Genomic DNA, 19,531 nt, shown 5'->3' on the forward strand with positions numbered 1-19,531 from the left:
CGACCAAAGCTCCGGCATCGGACATGCCGGTTGGGAAAGGAAAGATCGATGGAAACCACGGACATCACCCACGATGTTCCTGCGGAACCGCCAGGCACAGGAGCGCACACATTGCCCGCCACCAAACCGCTTGAGCGAGTGGAACCAGAGGACGACCACCCCGAACTCGGGGCCACGACCGCAGAGTACGGAATCGTCATGCTCGCGGCCGTGGGATTCGCCGGGCTGTTGGTGGCAATACTCAAGAGCGGAGAAGTCAAGGAGCTTCTTCTCGGGGTCATCCGGACTGCGCTCTCGACGGGTTGAGGGGTCGACGTGACGGCTCGGTGGTGGAGCCGGAGGCCTTGGACGGGGCCTCCGGCGCTGCCCGGGGAGGTCCGAGGACGGAGGACGGTGAACATCACGGAACACATGGGGTACTGGCCATGAGCGCGGGTCATGGGGTCGTCCGACGGAAAGAATCGACCTCTCGCCGAGGGCCGGTGCGGCGGTCGCGCTCGGCGGCTCCGGGACACGGCACGACGCGAAGGCATGATGACGATCTCGGCGCGGTGACGGCAGAGTTCGCTGTGATCATGCCGGTCATTGCCGTGGTGGTCTCCTTGGTCATCGGCGTCGCGGCTGTCGGCACGACGTCAGTGCGCACGGAGGAGGCGGCACGCCTGGCCGCGCGGTCGCTTGCCCGAGGAGACAGCGAGGCCGAGGCCAGGAGAATCGCACGGGACATCGCTGGTCGGCATGCCGTCGTGGGCATCCTGCACGGCGATCGTCTCATTCGGGTGACCGTTGCATCGCCTGCCCCTGGACCGATCGGAGAATGGGGAGGCATAGTTCTGACCGGACAGGCTGAAACGGGCCCGGAGCCAGGGGCCAGCACGTGAAGGAATCTCGGGCAGGCCCAGGTTCCGAGGCCGAGGTCGATCGTGGCTCGGCGAGTGTGGTCGGTGCGATGCTCATGATGGCCGCCGTAGCCGCCATGGCCGTCGTGGCGGCGGTTGCGCACGTGGCCGTCATGAATTGCCGTGCGGCGACGGCGGCCGACCTGGCGGCGCTGTCGGCCGCCGATGCGGCCCGGGGCCTGACGACGGGCGACCCCTGCGACATCGCCACCCGCGTGGCCCGAGGCAATGGGGCGCGACTCGTCTCATGTACCGAAGTCCCCGGGCTGGCCGGGGCGATCGACGTCGATGTCGAAGTCGCCCTCAATCACTGGGTCACAGTCCTCGGGCCGGCACGTGGCATGGCTCGCGCTGGTCCGCCCGCTGAGGAGGTGAGCGATCCTCCCTGATGCCTAGCTACCGGGATCGGCCGTGGCCTCCCTGAGCATTCCCCGGAGCAGATCGATGGCTCCCTGCTTGCTCAGGGGATTGTTCTTGTTGCCGCACTTGGGCGACTGCACGCACGAGGGACATCCGTGATCGCACTCGCAGGACAGGATGGCTTCCACCGTGGCTTCGAGCCAGGACCGTGCGATGTCGAAACCGCGTTCGGCGAAGCCGGCGCCACCCGGGTAACCGTCGTACACGAAAATCGTCGGCAACTCGGTGTCCACGTGAAGCGCTGTGGACAGGCCGCCGATGTCCCAACGGTCGCACGTGGCCATCAGCGGAAGAAGACCGATCGCGGCATGCTCCGCCGCGTGGAGCGCACCGGGAACCTGGGGCTCTGCAACACCGGCCGAGTTCATGAGTTCCTGGGGGATGGTCCACCAGACGGCCCGGGTCACGAGTTCCTGGGCCTCCAGATCGAGGGGCTCCTCATCGATCAGCTCATTGCTCATGACCGCCTTGCGCTGGAAGGACACAACCTGCGTGCGCACGCGAACCATGCCTCGGTGCAACGTGACTGGCCCCCAGGCACGGGTGGACTCGATCTCGAGCACGCTGACTTCGGTCACATCCCGCGCCTGGGTATAGAAGTTGGGGTGGGCACGACTGACGACGACGGCCCGGCCCTCTTCGTCCAGTTCCTCGACGCGCCATGTCTTGCCCTGGTGCACGTAGATGGCTCCGGGATGGGCCTGGTAATGGACCTGACCGGATTCCATCGTCCCGATGATTCCGCCGGTCTCGGCTTCGATGATGTCGAGTCGGTGCCCGCCTCCGCTTCGAATGTCGACGAGGTCGGCGGCCGATTCGGGGTGGGTCCAGAACCAGCCTGTCGGGCGCCTGCGCAAATACCCGTCTCGGACCAGTGTTTCCAGTACGGCTTCCGTGCCCGGGCCGAAGAGGCCGAGTTCCTCCGGACGTATCGGCCTCTCGGCAGCAGCGGAGCAGAGATGGGGTGCGAGTACATAGGGATTGCCGGGGTCGAACACGGTGGATTCCACCACGGTGTCGAAGATGTCCCCGGGATGGTGCGCCAAGTAGGTGTCGAGGGGATCGTCACTGGCCACGAAGACCGCCAGGGACTCCTGACCAGCCCGGCCCGCTCGCCCGATCTGCTGGAAGAAGGACGCGCGAGTCCCCGGCCAGCCGGCCACGAGCACGGCGTCCAGACCGGCGACGTCGATACCGAGTTCGAGGGCCGGGGTCGATGCAACCCCCAGCATTTCGCCCGACCGGACCTGGCGTTCGAGCTCGCGCCTCTCCTCGGGAAGATAACCCGACCGATAGGCACAGACCCGGTGAGCGACCGAAGGGTCGATGTCCTGAAGATAGTCCTGGGCCTGCCCCGCCATGGTTTCGGCACCGCGACGGGATTTGATGAAGGCGATGGTCCTGATCCGCTCCGCGACCAGGTCCGTGAGCATCCCGGCGGCCTCGGAGAGGGCCGAGCGACGTCGCGGGGCCCCATTCTCGCCCGCGCCGCCGAACCCCCGGGAAGGCAAGGGAGCGGTCGGCGACGAGGGCTCGGGCAGTCCGGTTGCCTCACCCTTGCCCCGTGTACTCGCGGCCAAGTCGTCCTGCGGCAACGAGTCCTCCAACAGCGGCTCCCACAGAAGCACCGTCACCGAACCGTGCGGGGAGTCGTCCTGGGAGTAGGCCGAGACACGGGGAGCCTCGACGCCGAGCAATTTGGCGAACGAATGCTGCGGATCCGCCGACGTCGCGGACGCGCCGATGAACGTGGGCGAGGAGCCGTGCAGCGCGCAAATGCGGCGCAACCGCCTCAGAATCATCGATACGTGAGCGCCGAACACGCCGCGATACCCGTGCGCTTCGTCCACGATCACGTACCGCAATTGTCGGAGGAACCGTGCCCATCGTTCGTGATTCGGCAACACACCTGCGTGAAGCATATCCGGATTGCAGAGCACGAAATTCGAGTGATCTCGGATCCACGAACGCTCTGCGAATTCGGTATCGCCGTCGTAGGTGTCCGCCCGGAGGTGAGGAATCCCGAGTGCCCGCAGGGCAGACAACTGATCCGCGGCGAGAGCCTTGGTCGGGGCCAGATACAGGACCGTTGCTTCGCGCGAATGCAGACTCGACCCCGGGTCCGTCGAGCCCCGGACGATGGCGTCCAGCGTGGGCAATTGGTATGCCAGCGACTTGCCGGAGGCCGTGCCGGTGGCGATGATGACGTGATGTCCCCGTGCCGGAGAGACTGCTCGTCCGGCGGAGCGGCATTGCACGGCGTCGTCGAGGGATTCCGCCTGGGCAGAATGTGCCGCGTCCGCGGCCAGAACCTGGTGACGATACGGCTCGGGTACCCCGAGGCCCTGGAATGCTTCGACGACGCTCGGGTGGGCCCAAGCCGGCCACGGAGAGACGACCGCTTCCCGCTCGGGCAGCACACGGGCATGCGCGATCTCGGGGGGATCCTCGCCCCGATGGAGCGCCCTCAGCAAATGGTTCGGTTCCGGCACCAGACCATTGTGGCACCCTTCGATCTGCCCTGCAGTGCCGGGGAGCAGGACGGCTCCGGACCGATCGTTCAGCGAGTGAGTCATGGCACAATAGAGGCATGAACATGCCGATGAACATCAAGGGGGAAAAGCACCCGGAGGACCGCGAGCCCCGGGTCCGGGACCTGACCGAGGAGGAGAGCTGGCAGATTCTCTCCGCGGCCCGTTTGGCACGGTTCGTCACCGTCGACGAGGGGGAGATCGATATCACTCCGCTGAACATCTTCGCCGCAGACGGGCGGATTTACTTCAGAACGGCTCCCGGCAACAAACTCACGAAGCTCCAGCTGAATCCGAACGTCGCACTGGAAACGGACAAGATCGAGGGGGCTGTTGCCCACAGCGTCGTCGTCCGTGGAAGTGCCCGGCTGCTGACGGACCCGGACGAAACGGACAGGGTCGCCTCCCTCCCGTTGTCGCCGTGGGTCCATACGGACAAGCTCGACTTCGTGGAGATCACGCCCGAGAGGATCACCGGACGTCGTTTCCGGCTGGGCGACTGACGCGAACCTGCGGTCCCGCGCGGTCGGCCCTGTGTCCTCACCACCTGGCCAACGGGACCGTGTGAGATGCATCCGAGTGCCCGGAAAACGCCTCGGTCCAGTACGCCGCCTCGCCTAAACTGCTGTCGTGGCAATTTCTCGAATCGTTCTCTACTACCAGTTCGTCCCGATCGCGGATCCGGAGGCCGTGGTGCTGTGGCAGCGAGCCCTCTGCGAAAAGCTGGGCTTGCGGGGCCGGATCCTGGTCTCCGAGCACGGCATCAACGGGACCGTCGGGGGCGAGATCAATGCCGTCAAGCAGTATGCGCGAAGCACACGCCAGTACTCCGGTTTCCGCGGCATGGAATTCAAATGGTCGGACGGCGGGGCCGAGGACTTTCCGCGACTGTCCGTCAAGGCGCGGGACGAGATCGTCGCCTTCGGTGCAGCGGACGAACTTGCGGTGGACGAGAACGGGGTGGTCGGCGGCGGAACCCACCTGAGCCCGAAGCAAGTCAACGAACTCGTCGAACGCGAGGGCGACGACGTCGTCTTCTTCGACGGCCGGAACGCCTTCGAGGCCCAAATCGGGCGATTCAGGAACGCGATCGTCCCGAGCACCAGGACCACGCACGATTTCCTGGCCGAACTCGAGTCCGGCAAGTACGACGACCTCAAGTCCAAGAAGGTCGTGACCTACTGCACCGGCGGAATCCGGTGCGAGATCCTCTCCGCGCTCATGAAGAACCGCGGCTTCGAGGACGTCTACCAAATCGACGGCGGGATCGTCCGCTACGGGGAGGAATACGGGGATTCCGGGCTCTGGGAAGGTTCCCTCTATGTCTTCGACGCGCGAATGCACATGGAGTTCACCCCCGACGCCGTGACCATCGGCGAATGCGAGTCCTGCGGTGCAGGCGCCAATCGGTTCGAGAACTGCAGCAATCAGCAGTGTCGAGACCTGATCCTGCTGTGCCCGGATTGTCGGCAGGGGAGCCCGACCTGCCCGGACGGCTGTGCGTCGAACGACGTCGCGACCGAGATACCCGCGAACGAAGAAACCGTGGCCTAAGAGCCTGCCGGGTACAGCGGATTGTGTCCCGGCTCGACACGTTCCTCGGGACGAACCGGACCGGGTGCCGTCGCACCGGCTGCGGCGTCGAAGGGGCTGCCGCCCAGGTGGTCACGACCAGGGTCGGTCAACCAGCCGGAGACATCCGGTCCGACCGGCACGATCCCCGTCGGATTGATGTCCTTCTGCACCCCGTAGTAATGCTCCTTGATCTGCTGGAAGTCGATGGTGTCCCCGAAACCGGGGGTCTGGAACAGGTCGCGCGCGTATCCCCAGAGATGGGGAAGGGTCGCGAGCATCTGTCGATTTGCCTTGAAATGGGAGAAATAGACGACGTCGAACCGCGCCAGGGTCGTGAACAGTCGAACGTCTGCTTCGGTGATGTGGTCGCCCATGAGGAAGCGGCGGTCGGACAAGCGCTCCTCCAGCCAGTCGAGGGCGGTCCAGAGCCTCTGGTACGCCTTCTCATAGGCTTCTTGGGAGCCCGCGAAACCGCATCGGTACACCCCGTTGTTGACCTCAGTGAAGACCCGGTGCATGACCTCCCGCATCTCTTCTTCCTGGTCCTCCGGCCACAGATCCGGAGCTCCCTGGCGGTGGAACGCGCTCCACTGCTTGGCGAAGTCCTCAGTGATCTGGGGGAAATTGTTCGTGACCACCTCACCTGAGGGGATGTCCACGATCGCCGGAACGGTGATGCCGCGGGGATACTCGGGGAATCGGCGGAAGTAGGCTTCCTGAAGTCGTTCGATACCCAGCACCGGGTCTTTCCCCTCGGGGTCCAGGTCGAACGTCCAGGAACGGACGTCGTGAGTCGGTCCGGGCATACCGATCGAGATGGCGTCCTCCAGGCCCAGGAGCCTGCGGACGATGATTGTGCGATTGGCCCACGGGCACGCTCGTGCCGCAACGAGCCGATACCTGCCGGCTTCGACGGGCCAGATCCCCTGGTCCCTCTGATCGGTCCCTGGTTCGAGCCCTGAATCCGAGACAACGCGATCCTCGATGTATTGGGTGTCCCGTGTGAATTCTTTTCCCTGGGTCACGTACGCGCCGCGCGTCGTGTGGTTTTCCTGATTCCCGTCCATGCCCCCACTATGCCCCGAGTTGGTTGCGACGTAAACCAATTGAGGACCTCGTAGACTGGGACAGTGACTTCCGCACCCGAATTCTCCCGTGTATCCGCGACCCCGTTCAGCGACGACGTCGACGCCGTGGAAAGCCTGGCCGAAGCGTTGGCCGCCGTCGACTATTCCCACGAGGGGGTGCTTCGGCTGCTCGGGGACGGTCCGTTCGAGGCGATGGCCAGGGAGCAGATGGTCCCCGCCCAACACAGGATCGACGAGCTCCTCAACGGGCGTGCGACGGCACGAGCCGGTCAACGACGACTCGCCGGCGTCGTCGAATTCTTCATGCTGGGTGGCCTGATGACCGCCGAAGCGCTGGACGCGACCCTGGGCGAAGGCGCCTACGGTGTCCTCGAGCGACTCAACCTGCTCCTGCCGGCGGACACGCACGACGACGCGGGTCGGGGAAGATTCCGCGCAGCCTTCGATCTCCGGCCCCACTCGGCCGACGACGGAACGGATCTCTGGGTCGTCTCCGACCTGGGGTCGCATCAGACGGACGGTGCCTTGCCGAGAGACCACGTGCTGGGAATCGGACAGGCCTCACTGACCCTGGCTCAGCTCACGGAGCGTCGAGCCGTGAATCGGGCTCTGGACCTGGGGACCGGATGCGGAATCCAGGTATTCCACTTGCTGGCGCACTGCGACCACGTGACGGCAACCGATATTTCCGATCGGGCGCTCGCCATGACCCGTTTCAACCTGGTGCTCAACGCAGCCGCTCTGGGCCTGGACCCGGCCGCGATCGATGACCGGGTGAGCCTGCGGCTGGGGAGTCTCCTGGAGCCGGTCCACGGTGAAACCTTCGACTTGGTGGTCTCGAACCCACCGTTCGTCATCACCCCACGGAGAGCAGGCGAGACGGACCTCTACACGTACCGTGACGGGGGACTGCCCGGCGATGAGATCGTCTCGACCCTGGTGCGCCGCGTTCCCGAAGTGCTGAATCCGGGCGGGCGCGCACAGATGCTGGGGAACTGGGAAATTCTCTCGGATCCCGAAGCCGAGAACGGCCGCGAGTCCTGGGCGCGCCGCCCGCGCGCGTGGTTGTCCGAGAACAGTGACGCCTGGTTCATCCAGCGCGAAGAGACATCGCCTGAGCAGTATGCGGAAACGTGGTTGCGGGACGCGAGCCAGAACAGGGACCGGGAATCCTATGAGACGGCCTATCTGGACTACATGGCCGACTTCGCGAACCGTGGGGTCGCAGCCATCGGCTTTGGAATGGTATGGCTCAGGCGCGCGTCGGGGTCCCCCTCGATGCGCCGGTTCGAGACGATCGAGCACCCCATCCAGCAGCCCGTCGCGCCTTTCCTCTCGAGCGCGGTCGACGCCCACGATGCCCTGGCGGGCATCAGCGATGAAGACCTTGCAACCTTGCATCTCACGGTGGCCGAGGACGTGACGGAGGAGAGACATCAGCGCCCGGGCGCCGAACACCCCGGAGTGATTCTGCTCCGGCAGGGGGCGGGACTGCGTCGCACCGAGGTGATGACCACCGAGGTTGCCGGTTTTGTCTCGGCATGTGATGGTCAACTCAGTGTCGGCCAGATCGCGGACGCCTTGGCGGCCCTGCTCGACTGGAAGGACGAGGAGCAACGGTCCGAGCTGTTTGCCCGCGTCCGTGCCCTGATCGAGGGCGGATTCCTCGAAATCGACGAGTAGGGCCTCTTCGGACCATTCCACGCGGTGAGCGAACCGCTGGGCCCCCGCAGTTGCGAATTCCGAGCGCGCGGTAGCCTGGGCCCGAACCCCTTCAGGTCGAAGCAGGCTCGTATGTTCGAGTCTGTGGATACATGACGAGAGCCTTCTGATCCTCGGCTATTGTGGGGGCGTATCGACCAGTATGGACACAAGGAGCGACGTGCCAACACAGGGCAAGGGCAAGACGACCGGCAAGAGCCTCCTCATTGTGGAGTCTCCTTCGAAGGTCAAGACCATCGGGGGTTACTTGGGGGACGCGTATGTCGTCGAGTCGTCCATGGGCCACATCCGAGACCTTCCCCAGCCCTCGGAGTTGCCCGCTGAGCTCAAGAAGACTCCCGTCGGCAAGTTCGCTGTGGATATCGACCAAGGGTTCGAGCCGTACTACGTGGTCAACCCGGACAAGAAGAAGAAGGTCACCGAACTCAAGCGTCTGCTCAAAGAATGTGACGCCTTGTATCTGGCCACCGATGCCGATCGCGAGGGCGAAGCGATCGCGTGGCATCTTCTCGAGGTCCTCAAGCCCAAGGTGCCCGTTCACCGCGTGACCTTCCCCGAAATCACCAAGGAAGCTGTCGAGCGGGGATTCGAGAACGTGCGATCGATCGACGACTCCCTCGTCGACGCGCAGGAAACTCGGCGCGTTCTCGACAGGATCTACGGCTACGAACTGTCGCCGGTTCTGTGGCGCAAGGTCTCCCAGGGCCTTTCCGCGGGTCGTGTGCAATCGGTCGCAACCCGGCTGGTCGTCGAGCGCGAGCGGGAACGCATGAAATTCCGGTCGGCGCAGTACTGGGACCTGGCGGGAATCTTCGAGACGAAGGCATCGGAGAGCTTCAAGGCCAAGCTCTCGGCGTTGGACGGGATGCGCGTGGCGTCCGGAAAGGACTTCGCGGATTCCGGGGAGCTCAAGCAGAGCGCCCGGGCCAAGGTTGCGCACCTCGACGAAGAGACGGCCCGCGGCCTGGTCTCTGCGCTGGAGGGTTCGGAGTTCTCGGTCTCCTCGGTGGAGACCAAGCCGTATACCCGTCGCCCGGCCGCGCCGTTCACGACGTCGACTCTGCAGCAGGAATCGGCCCGAAAGCTGCGGTTCTCCTCACGGTCGACCATGCAGGTCGCACAGCGTCTGTACGAGAACGGTTACATCACCTACATGCGTACAGACTCGGTCGCGCTCTCTGACCAGGCCGTGAACGCTGCGCGTGCGCAGGCGACCGAGCTCTACGGCGCCGATCACGTCCCGTCCAAGCCGCGGCTCTATGCCTCGAAGTCGAAGAATGCCCAGGAGGCACACGAGGCAATTCGCCCGGCTGGCGATTCCTTCCGCACACCGGCCGCGGTCAAGTCCAGGCTGTCCTCGGACGAATTTCGGCTCTACGAATTGATCTGGAAGCGCACCGTGGCCTCGCAGATGGCCGATGCCAAGGGGCAGACGGCGTCCATCAAGCTCGAAGCGCAGACCAACGATTCCCGGACGGCGGAGTTCTCGGCATCGGGTACGGTCATCACCTTCCGGGGATTCATGGCCGCCTACGAGGAAGGCAAGGACGCCGCCCGGGATGCTGAAGACGCCAAGGACGGCGACGACAAACGACTCCCGAACATGGCCGAGGGCGACCGGCTCACTGGCCGCGACATCGAGGCCAACGCCCACGAGACGTCGCCGCCTCCTCGCTACACGGAGGCCTCGCTCGTGAAGGCCATGGACGACCTGGGGATCGGACGCCCGTCGACCTATGCGGCGGTGATTTCGACGATCATGGACCGCGGGTACGTCAACAACCGCTCGGGCTCATTGGTGCCCTCCTGGACCGCTTTCTCCGTGGTCCGGCTCCTGGAAGAACACTTCTCCCGCTACGTCGACTACGAGTTCACCGCGGAAATGGAAGAGGACCTCGACAGGATCGCACGGGGCGAAGAGCAACGGACCGACTGGTTGACCGGTTTCTACTTCGGGAACGCATCCAGGAACGGGCTGAAACCGATCGTGGAGAACCTGGGCGAGATCGATGCTCGGGCCGTGAACTCCATCGAGATCACGGATGGCGTGACGCTCAGGGTCGGACGGTACGGCCCCTACCTCGAGACCGGCGGAACGGTGGACGAGGACACCGGGGAGATCATGGGTCCGATTCGGGCAAACGTGCCCAGCGACCTCGCCCCCGATGAGCTCACGGCCGAGAAAGCCGCCGAACTCATCGAGCAGGGCAAGGCGGACGGCAGGGAGCTGGGGACCAACCCGGAGAACGGGCGCACAATTCTGGCCAAGGACGGCCGCTTCGGGCCCTACGTGACCGAAGTGGTTCCCGAGCCCACCGAGGAGGAACTGGCGAATCAGCCGGTCGAGTACTACAAGAACGGCAAGCCCAAGCCGCCGAAGAAGCCCAAGAAGGAGAAGCCGCGCACGGCTTCGCTCCTGAAGTCGATGTCGCTCCAGACCGTGACGCTCGAGGACGCCCTCAAACTGCTGTCACTGCCGCGCGTCGTCGGCACCGACGACGAAGGCACGGAGATCACGGCCCAGAACGGCAGGTACGGCCCCTACCTCAAGAAGGGGACGGACTCGCGCTCGCTGAGTTCGGAGGAGCAGATCTTCTCGATCACGGTGGACGAGGCCTTGGCGATCTACGCTCAGCCCAAGCAGAGGGGGAGGGCGGCCGCCAAGCCGCCCCTTGCCGAACTCGGAAAGGATCCGAGCAATGACAAGCCGATTGTGATCAAGGATGGGCGCTTCGGACCGTATGTGACGGATGGGGAAACCAACGTCACGGTTCCCAGGTCCGAAACCGTCGAGTCCATGACCCACACCCGGGCGGTGGAGCTGCTCGCGGACAAACGAGCCAAGGGGCCGGTCAAGAAGAAGTCCGGAACGGCCAAGAAGTCCGGAACGACCAAGAAGACCGCGGCCAAGAAGACCTCGACCACGAAGTCATCGTCCGCGTCCGGGACCAAGAAGACGTCGGCGGCCAAGTCCACTGCCACGAAGTCCTCCGGGACCAAGTCCGCGACCTCGAAGTCGGCGTCGAAATCCACGGCGTCGAAGTCCACGGCGAGCAAGGACCACTAGGATGAGGCTGTCTGTCCTGGACGTCGGCTCCAACACGGTTCATCTGCTCCTGCTGGACGTGCAACCGGGCTCCCGACCGGAACCGTATGCGTCGCACAAGATGCCATTGCAACTGGTCCAATACCTCGACCAGGACGGAAACATCTCGGACGCCGGCCGGGACGCCTTGACGAAATTCGTGATCGAAGCGCGAGATTTCGCGGCGGAGCACGACGCGGAGGATCTGCTGGCCTTCGCGACCTCTGCCATCCGTGAAGCAGGCAACGGGGCGGAGGTTCTGGACTTCGTCAAGTCGACCAGTGGAGTCAACCTCACCGAGATATCCGGAGACCAGGAAGCTGCCATCACCTATTTCGCCGTCCGGCGATGGCAGGGCTGGGGCGCAGGAACGATCCTCGACCTGGACATCGGCGGCGGTTCCTTCGAAATGGCCATAGGCGACGACGCGTTGCCCGATGTGGCCGTCTCGACTCCGCTGGGCGCAGGTCGCCTCACGCGGCAATTCATCCACCACGACCAGGCGAAGCCCAAGGAGATCAAGGCGCTGCGCAAGCACGTCAAGGAGACGCTCAAGCCGGCCGTCGACACCGTGAAGAAGGCGGGGTCCCCGAACATGGTGGTCGGCACGTCCAAGACCTTCCGTTCCTTGGCGCGCATCTGCGGGGCCGCCCCCTACGCGGCCGGCCCATACGTCAAACGTGAGTTCCATCTGGAAGACCTTCGACTGTGGACGCGACGGATGGAGGCGATGACGCCGAAGGAACGCGCCGACCTTCCCGGCGTGTCCTCCAAGCGAGCGGCCCAGATTCTCGCGGGAGGGATCGTCGCCGAGACCGCGATGGACCTGTACGGCATCACGATCATGCGGTCCGTGCCCTGGGCACTCAGGGAGGGGCTCATCCTCCGGCGTATGGACCGGCTGAATTCCCAGGATTCGATGGCCACGGTCGATCCCAAAACACTGACATCGATCGCCAAGGAGTAGTCACGGTGGAGGAATCTGTTCCGGAAACGGTAGCCGCCCATGGGGCCGAATCGCCCTCGAGGCCCGTTGCTCTCTCGACGTCCTCGGTGTTCCCGATGGGAGTCAAGGACACGTTCGCCGTCGCCCGGGACCTGGGGTACGACGCCGTGGAGGTCATGATCACGGGCAACCCGCTCAGCCGCGACCCGGACGAGCTGCTGGACTACGTGCAGGAGTACCAGCTGCCGATCGCTGCAATCCACGCTCCAACCCTCTTGCTGACCCAACACGTGTGGGGCGATGCGTGGAACAAGATACGTCTTGCAGCAAAAATGGTGCACCGGGTCGGGGCTGACGTCATGGTCGCCCACCCGCCGTTCGTGTGGCAGCGGAAGTATGCGAAAACATTCCCGGAGGGGGTGCGGCGCATTTCGGACGAAGAAGGCGTGAAGATCGCGGTCGAGAACATGTACCCGTGGCGTGTCGCCGGACGGGAAGTTCTCATGTACGCGCCTCACTGGTCACCGCTGGGCCAAGACTACGAGTGGGTGACCTGGGATTTCTCCCACGCGGCGGCCTCCGGGACGAACTCTTTGGACGCCGTTCGTCAGCTCGGCGACCGGCTGGGCCACGTCCATCTGACGGACGGTTCCGGACAATCCGTCATGGACGAACACGCCCGCCCTGGGCTGGGGACCCAACCCGTCGCGGAAACTCTTCATCACCTCGTCGAGACCGACTGGAAAGGCGTGGTTGCGGTCGAGGTCTCGACCCGCAAGGCCAAGGACACCGGCCAGATCGACGAGTGGTTGGCCGAATCCCTCGATTTCGCCCGACGCCACCTTCGATAACGTAGGAGCAGACCGCGCAAGAAACTCTACGAGGAGGAACCATGTCCGAACCCATCATCACGTTCCTGGGAACCGGGTCCATGAACGGCTCGATCATGTCCGGCTTGCTCGCCGGCGGGACGGCCCCGGAGCGGGTCCGCGCCACGACCCGTTCGGCGGCCAGCGCCCGCAAGCTGAAGGAGTCGCTTCCGGAAGACCAGCGCGATGTGACCGTGTACTCGGGGGAGGACAACGAGTCGGCCAACCTCGACGCCGTGAAGGACGCCGACGTCGTCCTCCTCGGGGTCAAGCCCAAAGGAATTCTGGACCTGGCCGCAGAGATCAAGGACGCCCTCGCTGACGATGCACTGGTCATTTCGGTGGCTGCGGGCATTGATCTGGCGATGCTGGAAGGCGAGTTGCGCGCAGGACAGCCGGTCATCCGCTCCATGCCCAACACTCCGTCTCGTGTCGGTCGCGGCGTGATCGCCCTCGCGGCGGGGACGCACTGCACGCCGGAGCAGCTGAAGCTTGCCCACGAGGTTCTGGCCAATTCGGGGACCGTTTTGGACGTGGAGGAAGACCAGATCAACGCCGTCACCGGCGTGTCAGGGTCCGGCCCGGCCTATGCGTTCTTCCTCGCCGAAGCCATGCAGAAGGCAGGGGAGGCGATGGGGCTCGACAGCGAGACGGCCCGCCTCCTGGCCAAGGAGACCGTGTCAGGGGCCGGCGAATTGCTCCATGCGGATGACGCCGACCCGGAAGCCCTCCGCAAGGCCGTCTCGAGCCCGAACGGAACCACGGAACGCGCGATCAATGTCTTCGCCGAGGGCGGGCTGGTCGAGCTCACGGAGAAGGCCGCCAAGGCATCCGCCAGCCGGGGCGCCGAAATGGTCGAGGAATTCCGCCGCTGAGCATTTCCCCGGAACGGAAACCGCTGGCCACACCCGCAGAGACGGTGTGGCCGGCGGTCCGCACGGCTTTATGGCCGAGCAGCGAACCGTTCGATGAGATCGACCTGGCCTGAGACGATCAGCACGTCGCGGGACGTGACCTTGGTGCGCGCCGTGGCGTAGGTGAATTCCTCACCGGGTGACTTCACTCCGACAATCGTGACCCCGTAGCGGTTCCGGACGTCCGATTCCTGCAGGGTGAACCCATGGGTCTCCTTGGGCGGGTACATCTTGACGATGGCAAAGTCGTCGTCGAATTCGATGTAGTCCAGGAGCCGTCCGGAGACCAGGTGAGCGGTGCGCCGTCCGGCGTCGGCCTCCGGGAAGATCACGTAATGGGCTCCGATCCGGGAGAGGATCTTGCCGTGGGCGGGCGTGATTGCCTTGGCCCAAATTCTCTCGATCCCCAGGTCCACCAGGTTCGCGGTGATCAGAACGCTCGATTCGATCGAGGTCCCGACCCCGACCACCGCGGAGGTGAAGTCCCCCGCCCCGACCTGACGCAATGCGTCGATGTCGGAAGCGTCGGCTTGGATCACGTGCGTGAGGAGGCCCGACCATTTCTGGACCATGTCCGGGTCACGCTCGATGGCCAGGACTTCCTTGTTCTGGCGGCGCAATTGCTGGGCGGTCGCTGCGCCGAAACGGCCCAGGCCGATGACCAGAACCGGCGCGTTGTGGGGTGAACGATCAGCCAATGATGGGCCTCTCTTCCGGGTACTTGTACAAGCGACTGCGGGTCCTCAGGGCCAGACCAGTGGCCACGGTGATGGTTCCGAGACGACCAATGAACATCATGACGGACAGGACGTACAGGCCCGTCGCGGGAAGCTCGGCGGACAACCCTACGGACAGACCACACGTTGCGTAGGCCGAGATGACCTCGAACAGGATCTCGTCCAACGGGTGATGCGTGATGAGCATGAGGGCCGCGGTGCCGAGCACGACAATAGTCGCGCTCATCATGACCACCGAGATGGCGATGCGCAACACGGTGTCCGGGATCGTGCGGCGGAAAGCGATCACGTACTGGTCGCCCCGGGCCTCGGCCACGATGGCGATGAAGATGACGGCCATCGTCGTGATCTTGACGCCGCCCGCGGTGGAGCCCGAACCTCCTCCCACGAACATCAGCAAGTCGGTCAGGAGCTTGGTGATCGAGTTCGTCTGATCCATGTCGACGAGATTGAACCCGCCCGACCGTGTCATGACCGAAGCGAAGACCGAATGCAGCAATCGTTCCACGATGCCCTCGTTGCCGATCGTATCCCGGTTGTTCCATTCGGCCGCACCCCAGAGGAAAGATCCCAGGACCACCAGCAACAGCGACCCGAAGACGGTGATGCGGGCATTCAGGTTCCAATGCCGGAGTCGGAGCCCGAACATCCTGACCACCAGGATCACGGGAAATCCGAGGGAACCGACCCAGACGCCGGCGCATAAGGGCAAGAGAATCCACCAGTCGTTGCCGTAAGGAACCAGCCCGTCCGTGTGCGGAGTGAATCCCGCGTTGTTGAAGGAAGAGATCCCGTAGAACACTCCGTGCCACAGGGCCTGGGGGAGATCTTCGCCGAGCGTCATGAGTCGCAGAGCCAGAATGGCCGCAATGATGCCCTCGATGCTCGCGGAGGTCAGCACGACGGTGCGCAACAGGGAGCCGACCTCGCCGAGTTTGCCCTGTCGGCTCGTGATGTTGAGGCCTTCCTGCGCGAAGAGCTTGGTGCGCAACCCCAGTTTCCGTCCCAGCGCCATGGACAGCAACGACGTCATGGTCAGGGTCCCCAGACCGCCGATCTGGACGCCCAGAAGAATCACGAACTGCCCGAACAGGGACCACTGGGTCGACGTCGTCAGCGTGGTGAGGCCGGTGACGGTCACGGCCGACGTCGCCGTGAACGTGGCCTGCTCCAGGGCCGGTGGATGCCCGGATCGGCTGGCAACAGGAAGCATGAGCATGAGCGAGCACAGCACGATCACGAGGAAGAACAACGTGATGGAGATGCGTGAGGGAGTGGTCCCGAAGATCCGATTGACCAGGTCCCTGACCTGATCCACGGGGCGGCGGGGCTCCGCGGCCAGGGTGGTGTCCTTGCTCAACACGCGCACTCCTGACGACGACAGTCTGACCTTCCCTAGCGTAGCGGCTGACCCGCTCTCCGACTGGCCCGAATACGCATGGGGCCGGAACGCGTGCCACAATAGGCCTGTGACGTCACTTACAAACTTTCGCGGAAGTGGGCAGGGTGCGGATCCGACCTCGCTGGTGACGTGGGATCCGGCGATGACCGCATATTTCTTCGGCGACTACCACCCCATGCACCCAGGGCGACTCGATGCGACGGCGCATCTCGCGCAGGACTTGGGACTCTTTGGTCTTCCCCACGTCACGGTGGAGAAGCCCGAGACCGCCGACGAGGCTGCTCTGCTGACCGCGCATTCGCAACAGTACGTGGACATCGTCAAGGCCGTCAGCGAGAACCCTGACCTGAAGGTGCCGGGCAGTGGCTTGGACGGCGAGGAGACCCCCGGTTTCGCAGGGGTCCATGAGGCGGCGTCCAAACTCGCCGGTGGGACTTTGCGCGCGGCGACCGCGGTCAAGGACCAGGAGGTCGCTCGCGCGATCAATTTCGGCGGCGGCATGCACCACGCCCACAGGGATCACGCGAGCGGATTCTGCGTGTACAACGATTGTGCCGTCGGAATCCAGTACTTGCTGGACCACGGGGTCGAGAAGGTTCTGTACATCGACATCGACGCCCATCACGGCGACGGGACGCAAAGCATCTTCTGGGACGACCCTCGGGTGCTGACGATTTCTCTCCACGAGACGGGCATGTCTCTCTTCCCCGGGACCGGATTCGCTGCGGAGACCGGACCGGAGGGGGCTGCGGCCGGAACCGCCGTGAACGTGGCCCTGCCGACGACGGTCGCGGATGCCGATTGGCTCAGGGCCTTCCACGCGATCGTGCCGCAGCTGGCCAGGGCCTTCGAACCGGAGATCATCGTCTCGCAGCACGGGTGCGACTCGCATTTCAAAGACGACATGACCCACATGCGCTTGAGCGTGGACGCGCAGCGTGAAGCGGCCCTGTCGATCGCCGACCTGGCGAACGAACTCTGTGAGGACCGGTGGATCGCGACCGGTGGCGGCGGGTACAACTGCCTGGACGCGGTGCCCCGTGCGTGGACGCACCTGATCGGCATCGTGGCCAATCGGCCCGTCGAGGTCACGACGCCGACGCCGGAGTCGTGGCGCCGCTACATCACCGAAAAATACGGGGTCCGTGCACCACGGTTGATGGGGGACGAGGCGGACATCTGGTGGCGCTCCTGGGAGATCGGCTTCGACCCAGGAAATGTGTTGGACAGGACGGTCATGGCAACCCGCAAGGAAGTTTTCCCCCTGTGGGGCCTCGACCCCTGGTTCGACTGAGGATCCCGTCCGCCGAGTTCGGAACATTCATGAAGGGAACGGGCGGGCGTGTGCGCATACTCGGTACGGAATACACCGTTATGGTGGAAGCATGAGCAATGACGTGTTTGCTGTGGTGGCAGACCCCACCCGTCGTCGGATCCTGACCGTCGTGAAGGACGGGCCCCGTCCGGTCAACGACGTCGTGACCGAGCTGGGAGTGAGCCAGCCGACCGTGTCCAAGCATCTCAAGGTGCTGCGAGAAGCGGGCTTGGTGACCATGAAGGCGCAGGGCCAGAGGCGGCTCTACTCGCTGAACCCCGTACCGTTGGAATCGGTCCGAGAATGGGCCGACCAATTGGTCGCGGACACCGCGGACGCGGAAGCGACAGAACCGGCAAAGACCGAGGCCGAAACGGCCGAGACGGGCGACCTGGAGACGGGTTCCCCCGAGGTCGCCGCGTCCCAGCCCTCGGAGGACGAAGGCACCGACGTCGTTCGGAGCGACGACGTGCCGGCGTCGTCCTCGGGCCCCGAACCGGCATCCGAGGGCTCGGCGTCGCAGGAGTCCGGACCCTCACACCGGCGCACCCGCCATGGCGTGGTGTTCGCCCCGCTGGCTCCCCTGAGCGCTCCTGAGCAGACGGAAACCGAAGAGATCGAGGAGCTCACCTCGGACCTGGCGCCGGCGGTCGTGCCCGGCGAGCAGGCCTCGGGAGAGGCATCCGGACGGGACGACGTCGCCCCCATGCCCGAAAACGAAGAACGGACGCGGTCCACGGAGTGGGAGCCTCTCGACCCGGAGGTGCGCCGCACCAAGGAGTATGCGGGAGCCCAGCACGTGGCGGGAGAGACCAAACAAGCGGGATTTTTGGCTAACCTGTTTTCCAGGAAGCGCGGGCGATAGGAGGGGGTGTCCCCTCCGGCCTGGACCTTCATCGTTGACGAGAGTGAAAGACACACCACCGTATGGCTACCGACCGCAAGATCCTCCAATGGCTGGAGAACGAGCTGTTCGACGGAAACCTCGTCCTCGGACAAGAGCTTCCGAGCGAACGCAGAATCTCCGAGGCCGTCGGGGCCTCCCGCAGCGCAACCCACGAGGCGTTGAAGACCCTTGAGTCGATGGGAATCCTCAGGCTGTACGAGGGCAAGAGGCACCAGATGATTGCCCAGCTCGTGCGCGAACCCGCGGCGAGTGCCGGCCCGGCCCTCAAGCTCCACATGGCAACGGCCGAGTACCCCCTGAGGGACATCGTGCACACCCGTGTGCTCCTCGAGACGTGGGCGTTGCGTCGCGCCGACCGGGAACACCCGGCGATGCGCGAGCTCACGAAGATCATGGACGAGATGGCCCGTGATGATCTTTCCCTGAAGGACTTCCACCATCTCGAGGTCTCCTTCCACGTGGCCCTGACCAGACTGGCGGGGAATTCCCTCGTGACCGGGCTGATGACCGGGTTGCGTGACTCGATCTACGAGTACACTCTCTCGCTGGTGGGCTACGTCCCGTTGTGGTCGACGACCGCGACGCGACTGTGCGCGGAGCACCGGGCCATCTACGCCGCGCTCGAGGCGGGAGACAACGAACTCGCGGCACGGATGGTGGCCGAACACATCGAGGGCCATTACCTCGAAGCGGGCGTGGACCCCGACCGCAAACAGCGGTCCTCGGGATCGGTCTTCGTCCAGCCCGAAGCCGATGCCGATGGCGAGGTCCACCCCCTGGAGCCGTCCTCGACCCTCGCGCACAGCGTGGCGGACACGAAGGAGCGCGACGCCGACATGCCTGACTCCGCCCCGGAGGTTGCGGAGACTCTGAACTCGATGGAACCGGCGGATGAATCCGGCGCACATGGCGGCTCGTCGCGGGCCCAATGACCGGCGCCGTGGAACCCCTGCCCTTCGATTCGAGGATCGTTGACCCGACCTTGTAGGGTATGGGAGGAACGTTCTCACTGTGGGGCTTGTCTTTCCCCGCCAGAGACTTCGTGAGCGAACGTTTTGACCGCAAGCCTCCGCTGTCCTCGGTACGGGACGGCAGGGACGCCATCCGGTGGTGCGGCCGTG

17 protein-coding genes are annotated in these 19,531 nt (G+C 64.7%); 13 read left to right on the top strand and 4 right to left on the bottom strand.

The window, feature by feature from the left end; genetic code table 11:
- Window positions 1-48 precede the first annotated feature (48 nt).
- The 3 genes from ACTSLZ_RS05000 (at window position 49) to ACTSLZ_RS05010 (ending at window position 1,288) form a co-directional block, all read left to right on the top strand.
- Window positions 49-306, top strand: coding sequence for a DUF4244 domain-containing protein (locus tag ACTSLZ_RS05000; protein WP_178979460.1), 258 nt, complete (start codon window positions 49-51; stop codon window positions 304-306).
- A 245-nt stretch (window positions 307-551) separates the two neighbouring features.
- Window positions 552-881, top strand: a complete 330-nt coding sequence (locus ACTSLZ_RS05005; RefSeq protein WP_129314695.1) for a TadE family type IV pilus minor pilin — start codon at window positions 552-554, stop codon at window positions 879-881.
- Complete coding sequence (locus ACTSLZ_RS05010; protein WP_443095912.1) at window positions 878-1,288, top strand: Rv3654c family TadE-like protein; 411 nt, start codon at window positions 878-880, stop codon at window positions 1,286-1,288. Before ACTSLZ_RS05005 ends, ACTSLZ_RS05010 begins: the two co-directional genes overlap by 4 nt.
- A gap of 3 nt (window positions 1,289-1,291) precedes the next feature.
- Here ACTSLZ_RS05010 and ACTSLZ_RS05015 read toward each other — a convergent pair whose 3' ends face one another.
- Window positions 1,292-3,811: a DEAD/DEAH box helicase gene (locus ACTSLZ_RS05015; RefSeq protein ID WP_443096096.1), complete on the bottom strand. Its 2,520-nt coding sequence runs from the start codon at window positions 3,809-3,811 to the stop codon at window positions 1,292-1,294.
- A gap of 98 nt (window positions 3,812-3,909) precedes the next feature.
- On the opposite strand from ACTSLZ_RS05015, the gene ACTSLZ_RS05020 reads away from it, so the two are divergent.
- Window positions 3,910-4,353 carry a pyridoxamine 5'-phosphate oxidase family protein gene (locus ACTSLZ_RS05020; protein WP_238692314.1) on the top strand — a complete coding sequence of 148 codons (444 nt, stop codon included), beginning with the start codon at window positions 3,910-3,912 and terminating at the stop codon, window positions 4,351-4,353.
- A gap of 127 nt (window positions 4,354-4,480) precedes the next feature.
- Entirely contained in the window at window positions 4,481-5,404 is a 924-nt protein-coding gene (gene trhO / locus ACTSLZ_RS05025; RefSeq protein WP_443095913.1) for an oxygen-dependent tRNA uridine(34) hydroxylase TrhO, read from the top strand.
- Here the strand turns inward: trhO and ACTSLZ_RS05030 are convergent.
- A complete protein-coding gene (locus ACTSLZ_RS05030) occupies window positions 5,401-6,492 on the bottom strand; it encodes a glutathione S-transferase C-terminal domain-containing protein (RefSeq protein WP_129314700.1) in 1,092 nt (363 codons plus the stop codon). The genes trhO and ACTSLZ_RS05030 overlap by 4 nt on opposite strands.
- Window positions 6,493-6,555: 63 nt before the next feature.
- Here ACTSLZ_RS05030 and ACTSLZ_RS05035 point away from each other — a divergent pair, with 63 nt between their 5' ends.
- From ACTSLZ_RS05035 to proC, 5 genes are all read left to right on the top strand, one after another.
- On the top strand, window positions 6,556-8,196 hold the full coding sequence (locus tag ACTSLZ_RS05035) for a DUF7059 domain-containing protein (protein WP_443095914.1): 1,641 nt from the start codon (window positions 6,556-6,558) through the stop codon (window positions 8,194-8,196).
- A 199-nt stretch (window positions 8,197-8,395) separates the two neighbouring features.
- Window positions 8,396-11,302 (top strand): type I DNA topoisomerase, encoded by a 2,907-nt coding sequence (gene topA, locus ACTSLZ_RS05040; protein WP_443095915.1) that lies wholly within the window; start codon window positions 8,396-8,398, stop codon window positions 11,300-11,302.
- A 1-nt stretch (window position 11,303) separates the two neighbouring features.
- Window positions 11,304-12,287, top strand: coding sequence for a Ppx/GppA phosphatase family protein (locus ACTSLZ_RS05045; RefSeq protein ID WP_178979466.1), 984 nt, complete (start codon window positions 11,304-11,306; stop codon window positions 12,285-12,287).
- A 95-nt stretch (window positions 12,288-12,382) separates the two neighbouring features.
- On the top strand, window positions 12,383-13,117 hold the full coding sequence (locus tag ACTSLZ_RS05050) for a sugar phosphate isomerase/epimerase family protein (RefSeq protein ID WP_129314830.1): 735 nt from the start codon (window positions 12,383-12,385) through the stop codon (window positions 13,115-13,117).
- Window positions 13,118-13,158: 41 nt separating this feature from the next.
- Window positions 13,159-14,010, top strand: a complete 852-nt coding sequence (gene proC / locus ACTSLZ_RS05055) for a pyrroline-5-carboxylate reductase (RefSeq protein ID WP_129314708.1) — start codon at window positions 13,159-13,161, stop codon at window positions 14,008-14,010.
- 68 nt (window positions 14,011-14,078) lie between these two features.
- On the opposite strand, the gene ACTSLZ_RS05060 is transcribed toward proC, so the two are convergent.
- Together ACTSLZ_RS05060 and ACTSLZ_RS05065 are read right to left on the bottom strand one after the other, a co-directional pair.
- Complete coding sequence (locus ACTSLZ_RS05060) at window positions 14,079-14,747, bottom strand: potassium channel family protein (RefSeq protein WP_129314710.1); 669 nt, start codon at window positions 14,745-14,747, stop codon at window positions 14,079-14,081.
- On the bottom strand, window positions 14,740-16,149 hold the full coding sequence (locus ACTSLZ_RS05065) for a TrkH family potassium uptake protein (RefSeq protein ID WP_420852872.1): 1,410 nt from the start codon (window positions 16,147-16,149) through the stop codon (window positions 14,740-14,742). Before ACTSLZ_RS05065 ends, ACTSLZ_RS05060 begins: the two co-directional genes overlap by 8 nt.
- Before the next feature lie 181 nt (window positions 16,150-16,330).
- On the opposite strand from ACTSLZ_RS05065, the gene ACTSLZ_RS05070 reads away from it, so the two are divergent.
- The 3 genes from ACTSLZ_RS05070 (at window position 16,331) to ACTSLZ_RS05080 (ending at window position 19,342) form a co-directional block, all read left to right on the top strand.
- The gene (locus ACTSLZ_RS05070; RefSeq protein WP_443095916.1) at window positions 16,331-17,482 is read left to right on the top strand and encodes an acetoin utilization protein AcuC; all 1,152 of its coding nucleotides are present in this window, start codon (window positions 16,331-16,333) and stop codon (window positions 17,480-17,482) included.
- A gap of 91 nt (window positions 17,483-17,573) precedes the next feature.
- On the top strand, window positions 17,574-18,368 hold the full coding sequence (locus tag ACTSLZ_RS05075) for an ArsR/SmtB family transcription factor (protein WP_443095917.1): 795 nt from the start codon (window positions 17,574-17,576) through the stop codon (window positions 18,366-18,368).
- A 62-nt stretch (window positions 18,369-18,430) separates the two neighbouring features.
- Window positions 18,431-19,342, top strand: coding sequence for a FadR/GntR family transcriptional regulator (locus tag ACTSLZ_RS05080; protein WP_129314714.1), 912 nt, complete (start codon window positions 18,431-18,433; stop codon window positions 19,340-19,342).
- The last annotated feature ends 189 nt before the right edge of the window (window positions 19,343-19,531 follow it).

This window comes from Rothia koreensis (assembly GCF_052232265.1).
Classification (GTDB): domain Bacteria; phylum Actinomycetota; class Actinomycetes; order Actinomycetales; family Micrococcaceae; genus Rothia; species Rothia koreensis.

Bases quoted from the DNA above. Each gene is read 5' to 3' on its own strand.
- ACTSLZ_RS05080 (WP_129314714.1), top strand. From the start codon at position 18,431: ATGGCTACCGACCGCAAGATCCTCCAATGGCTGGAGAACGAGCTGTTC.
- proC (WP_129314708.1), top strand. From the start codon at position 13,159: ATGTCCGAACCCATCATCACGTTCCTGGGAACCGGGTCCATGAACGGC.
- ACTSLZ_RS05070 (WP_443095916.1), top strand. From the start codon at position 16,331: ATGACCGCATATTTCTTCGGCGACTACCACCCCATGCACCCAGGGCGA.
- ACTSLZ_RS05030 (WP_129314700.1), bottom strand. From the start codon at position 6,492: ATGGACGGGAATCAGGAAAACCACACGACGCGCGGCGCGTACGTGACC.
- ACTSLZ_RS05045 (WP_178979466.1), top strand. From the start codon at position 11,304: ATGAGGCTGTCTGTCCTGGACGTCGGCTCCAACACGGTTCATCTGCTC.
- ACTSLZ_RS05075 (WP_443095917.1), top strand. From the start codon at position 17,574: ATGAGCAATGACGTGTTTGCTGTGGTGGCAGACCCCACCCGTCGTCGG.
- ACTSLZ_RS05020 (WP_238692314.1), top strand. From the start codon at position 3,910: ATGAACATGCCGATGAACATCAAGGGGGAAAAGCACCCGGAGGACCGC.
- ACTSLZ_RS05000 (WP_178979460.1), top strand. From the start codon at position 49: ATGGAAACCACGGACATCACCCACGATGTTCCTGCGGAACCGCCAGGC.
- ACTSLZ_RS05050 (WP_129314830.1), top strand. From the start codon at position 12,383: ATGGGAGTCAAGGACACGTTCGCCGTCGCCCGGGACCTGGGGTACGAC.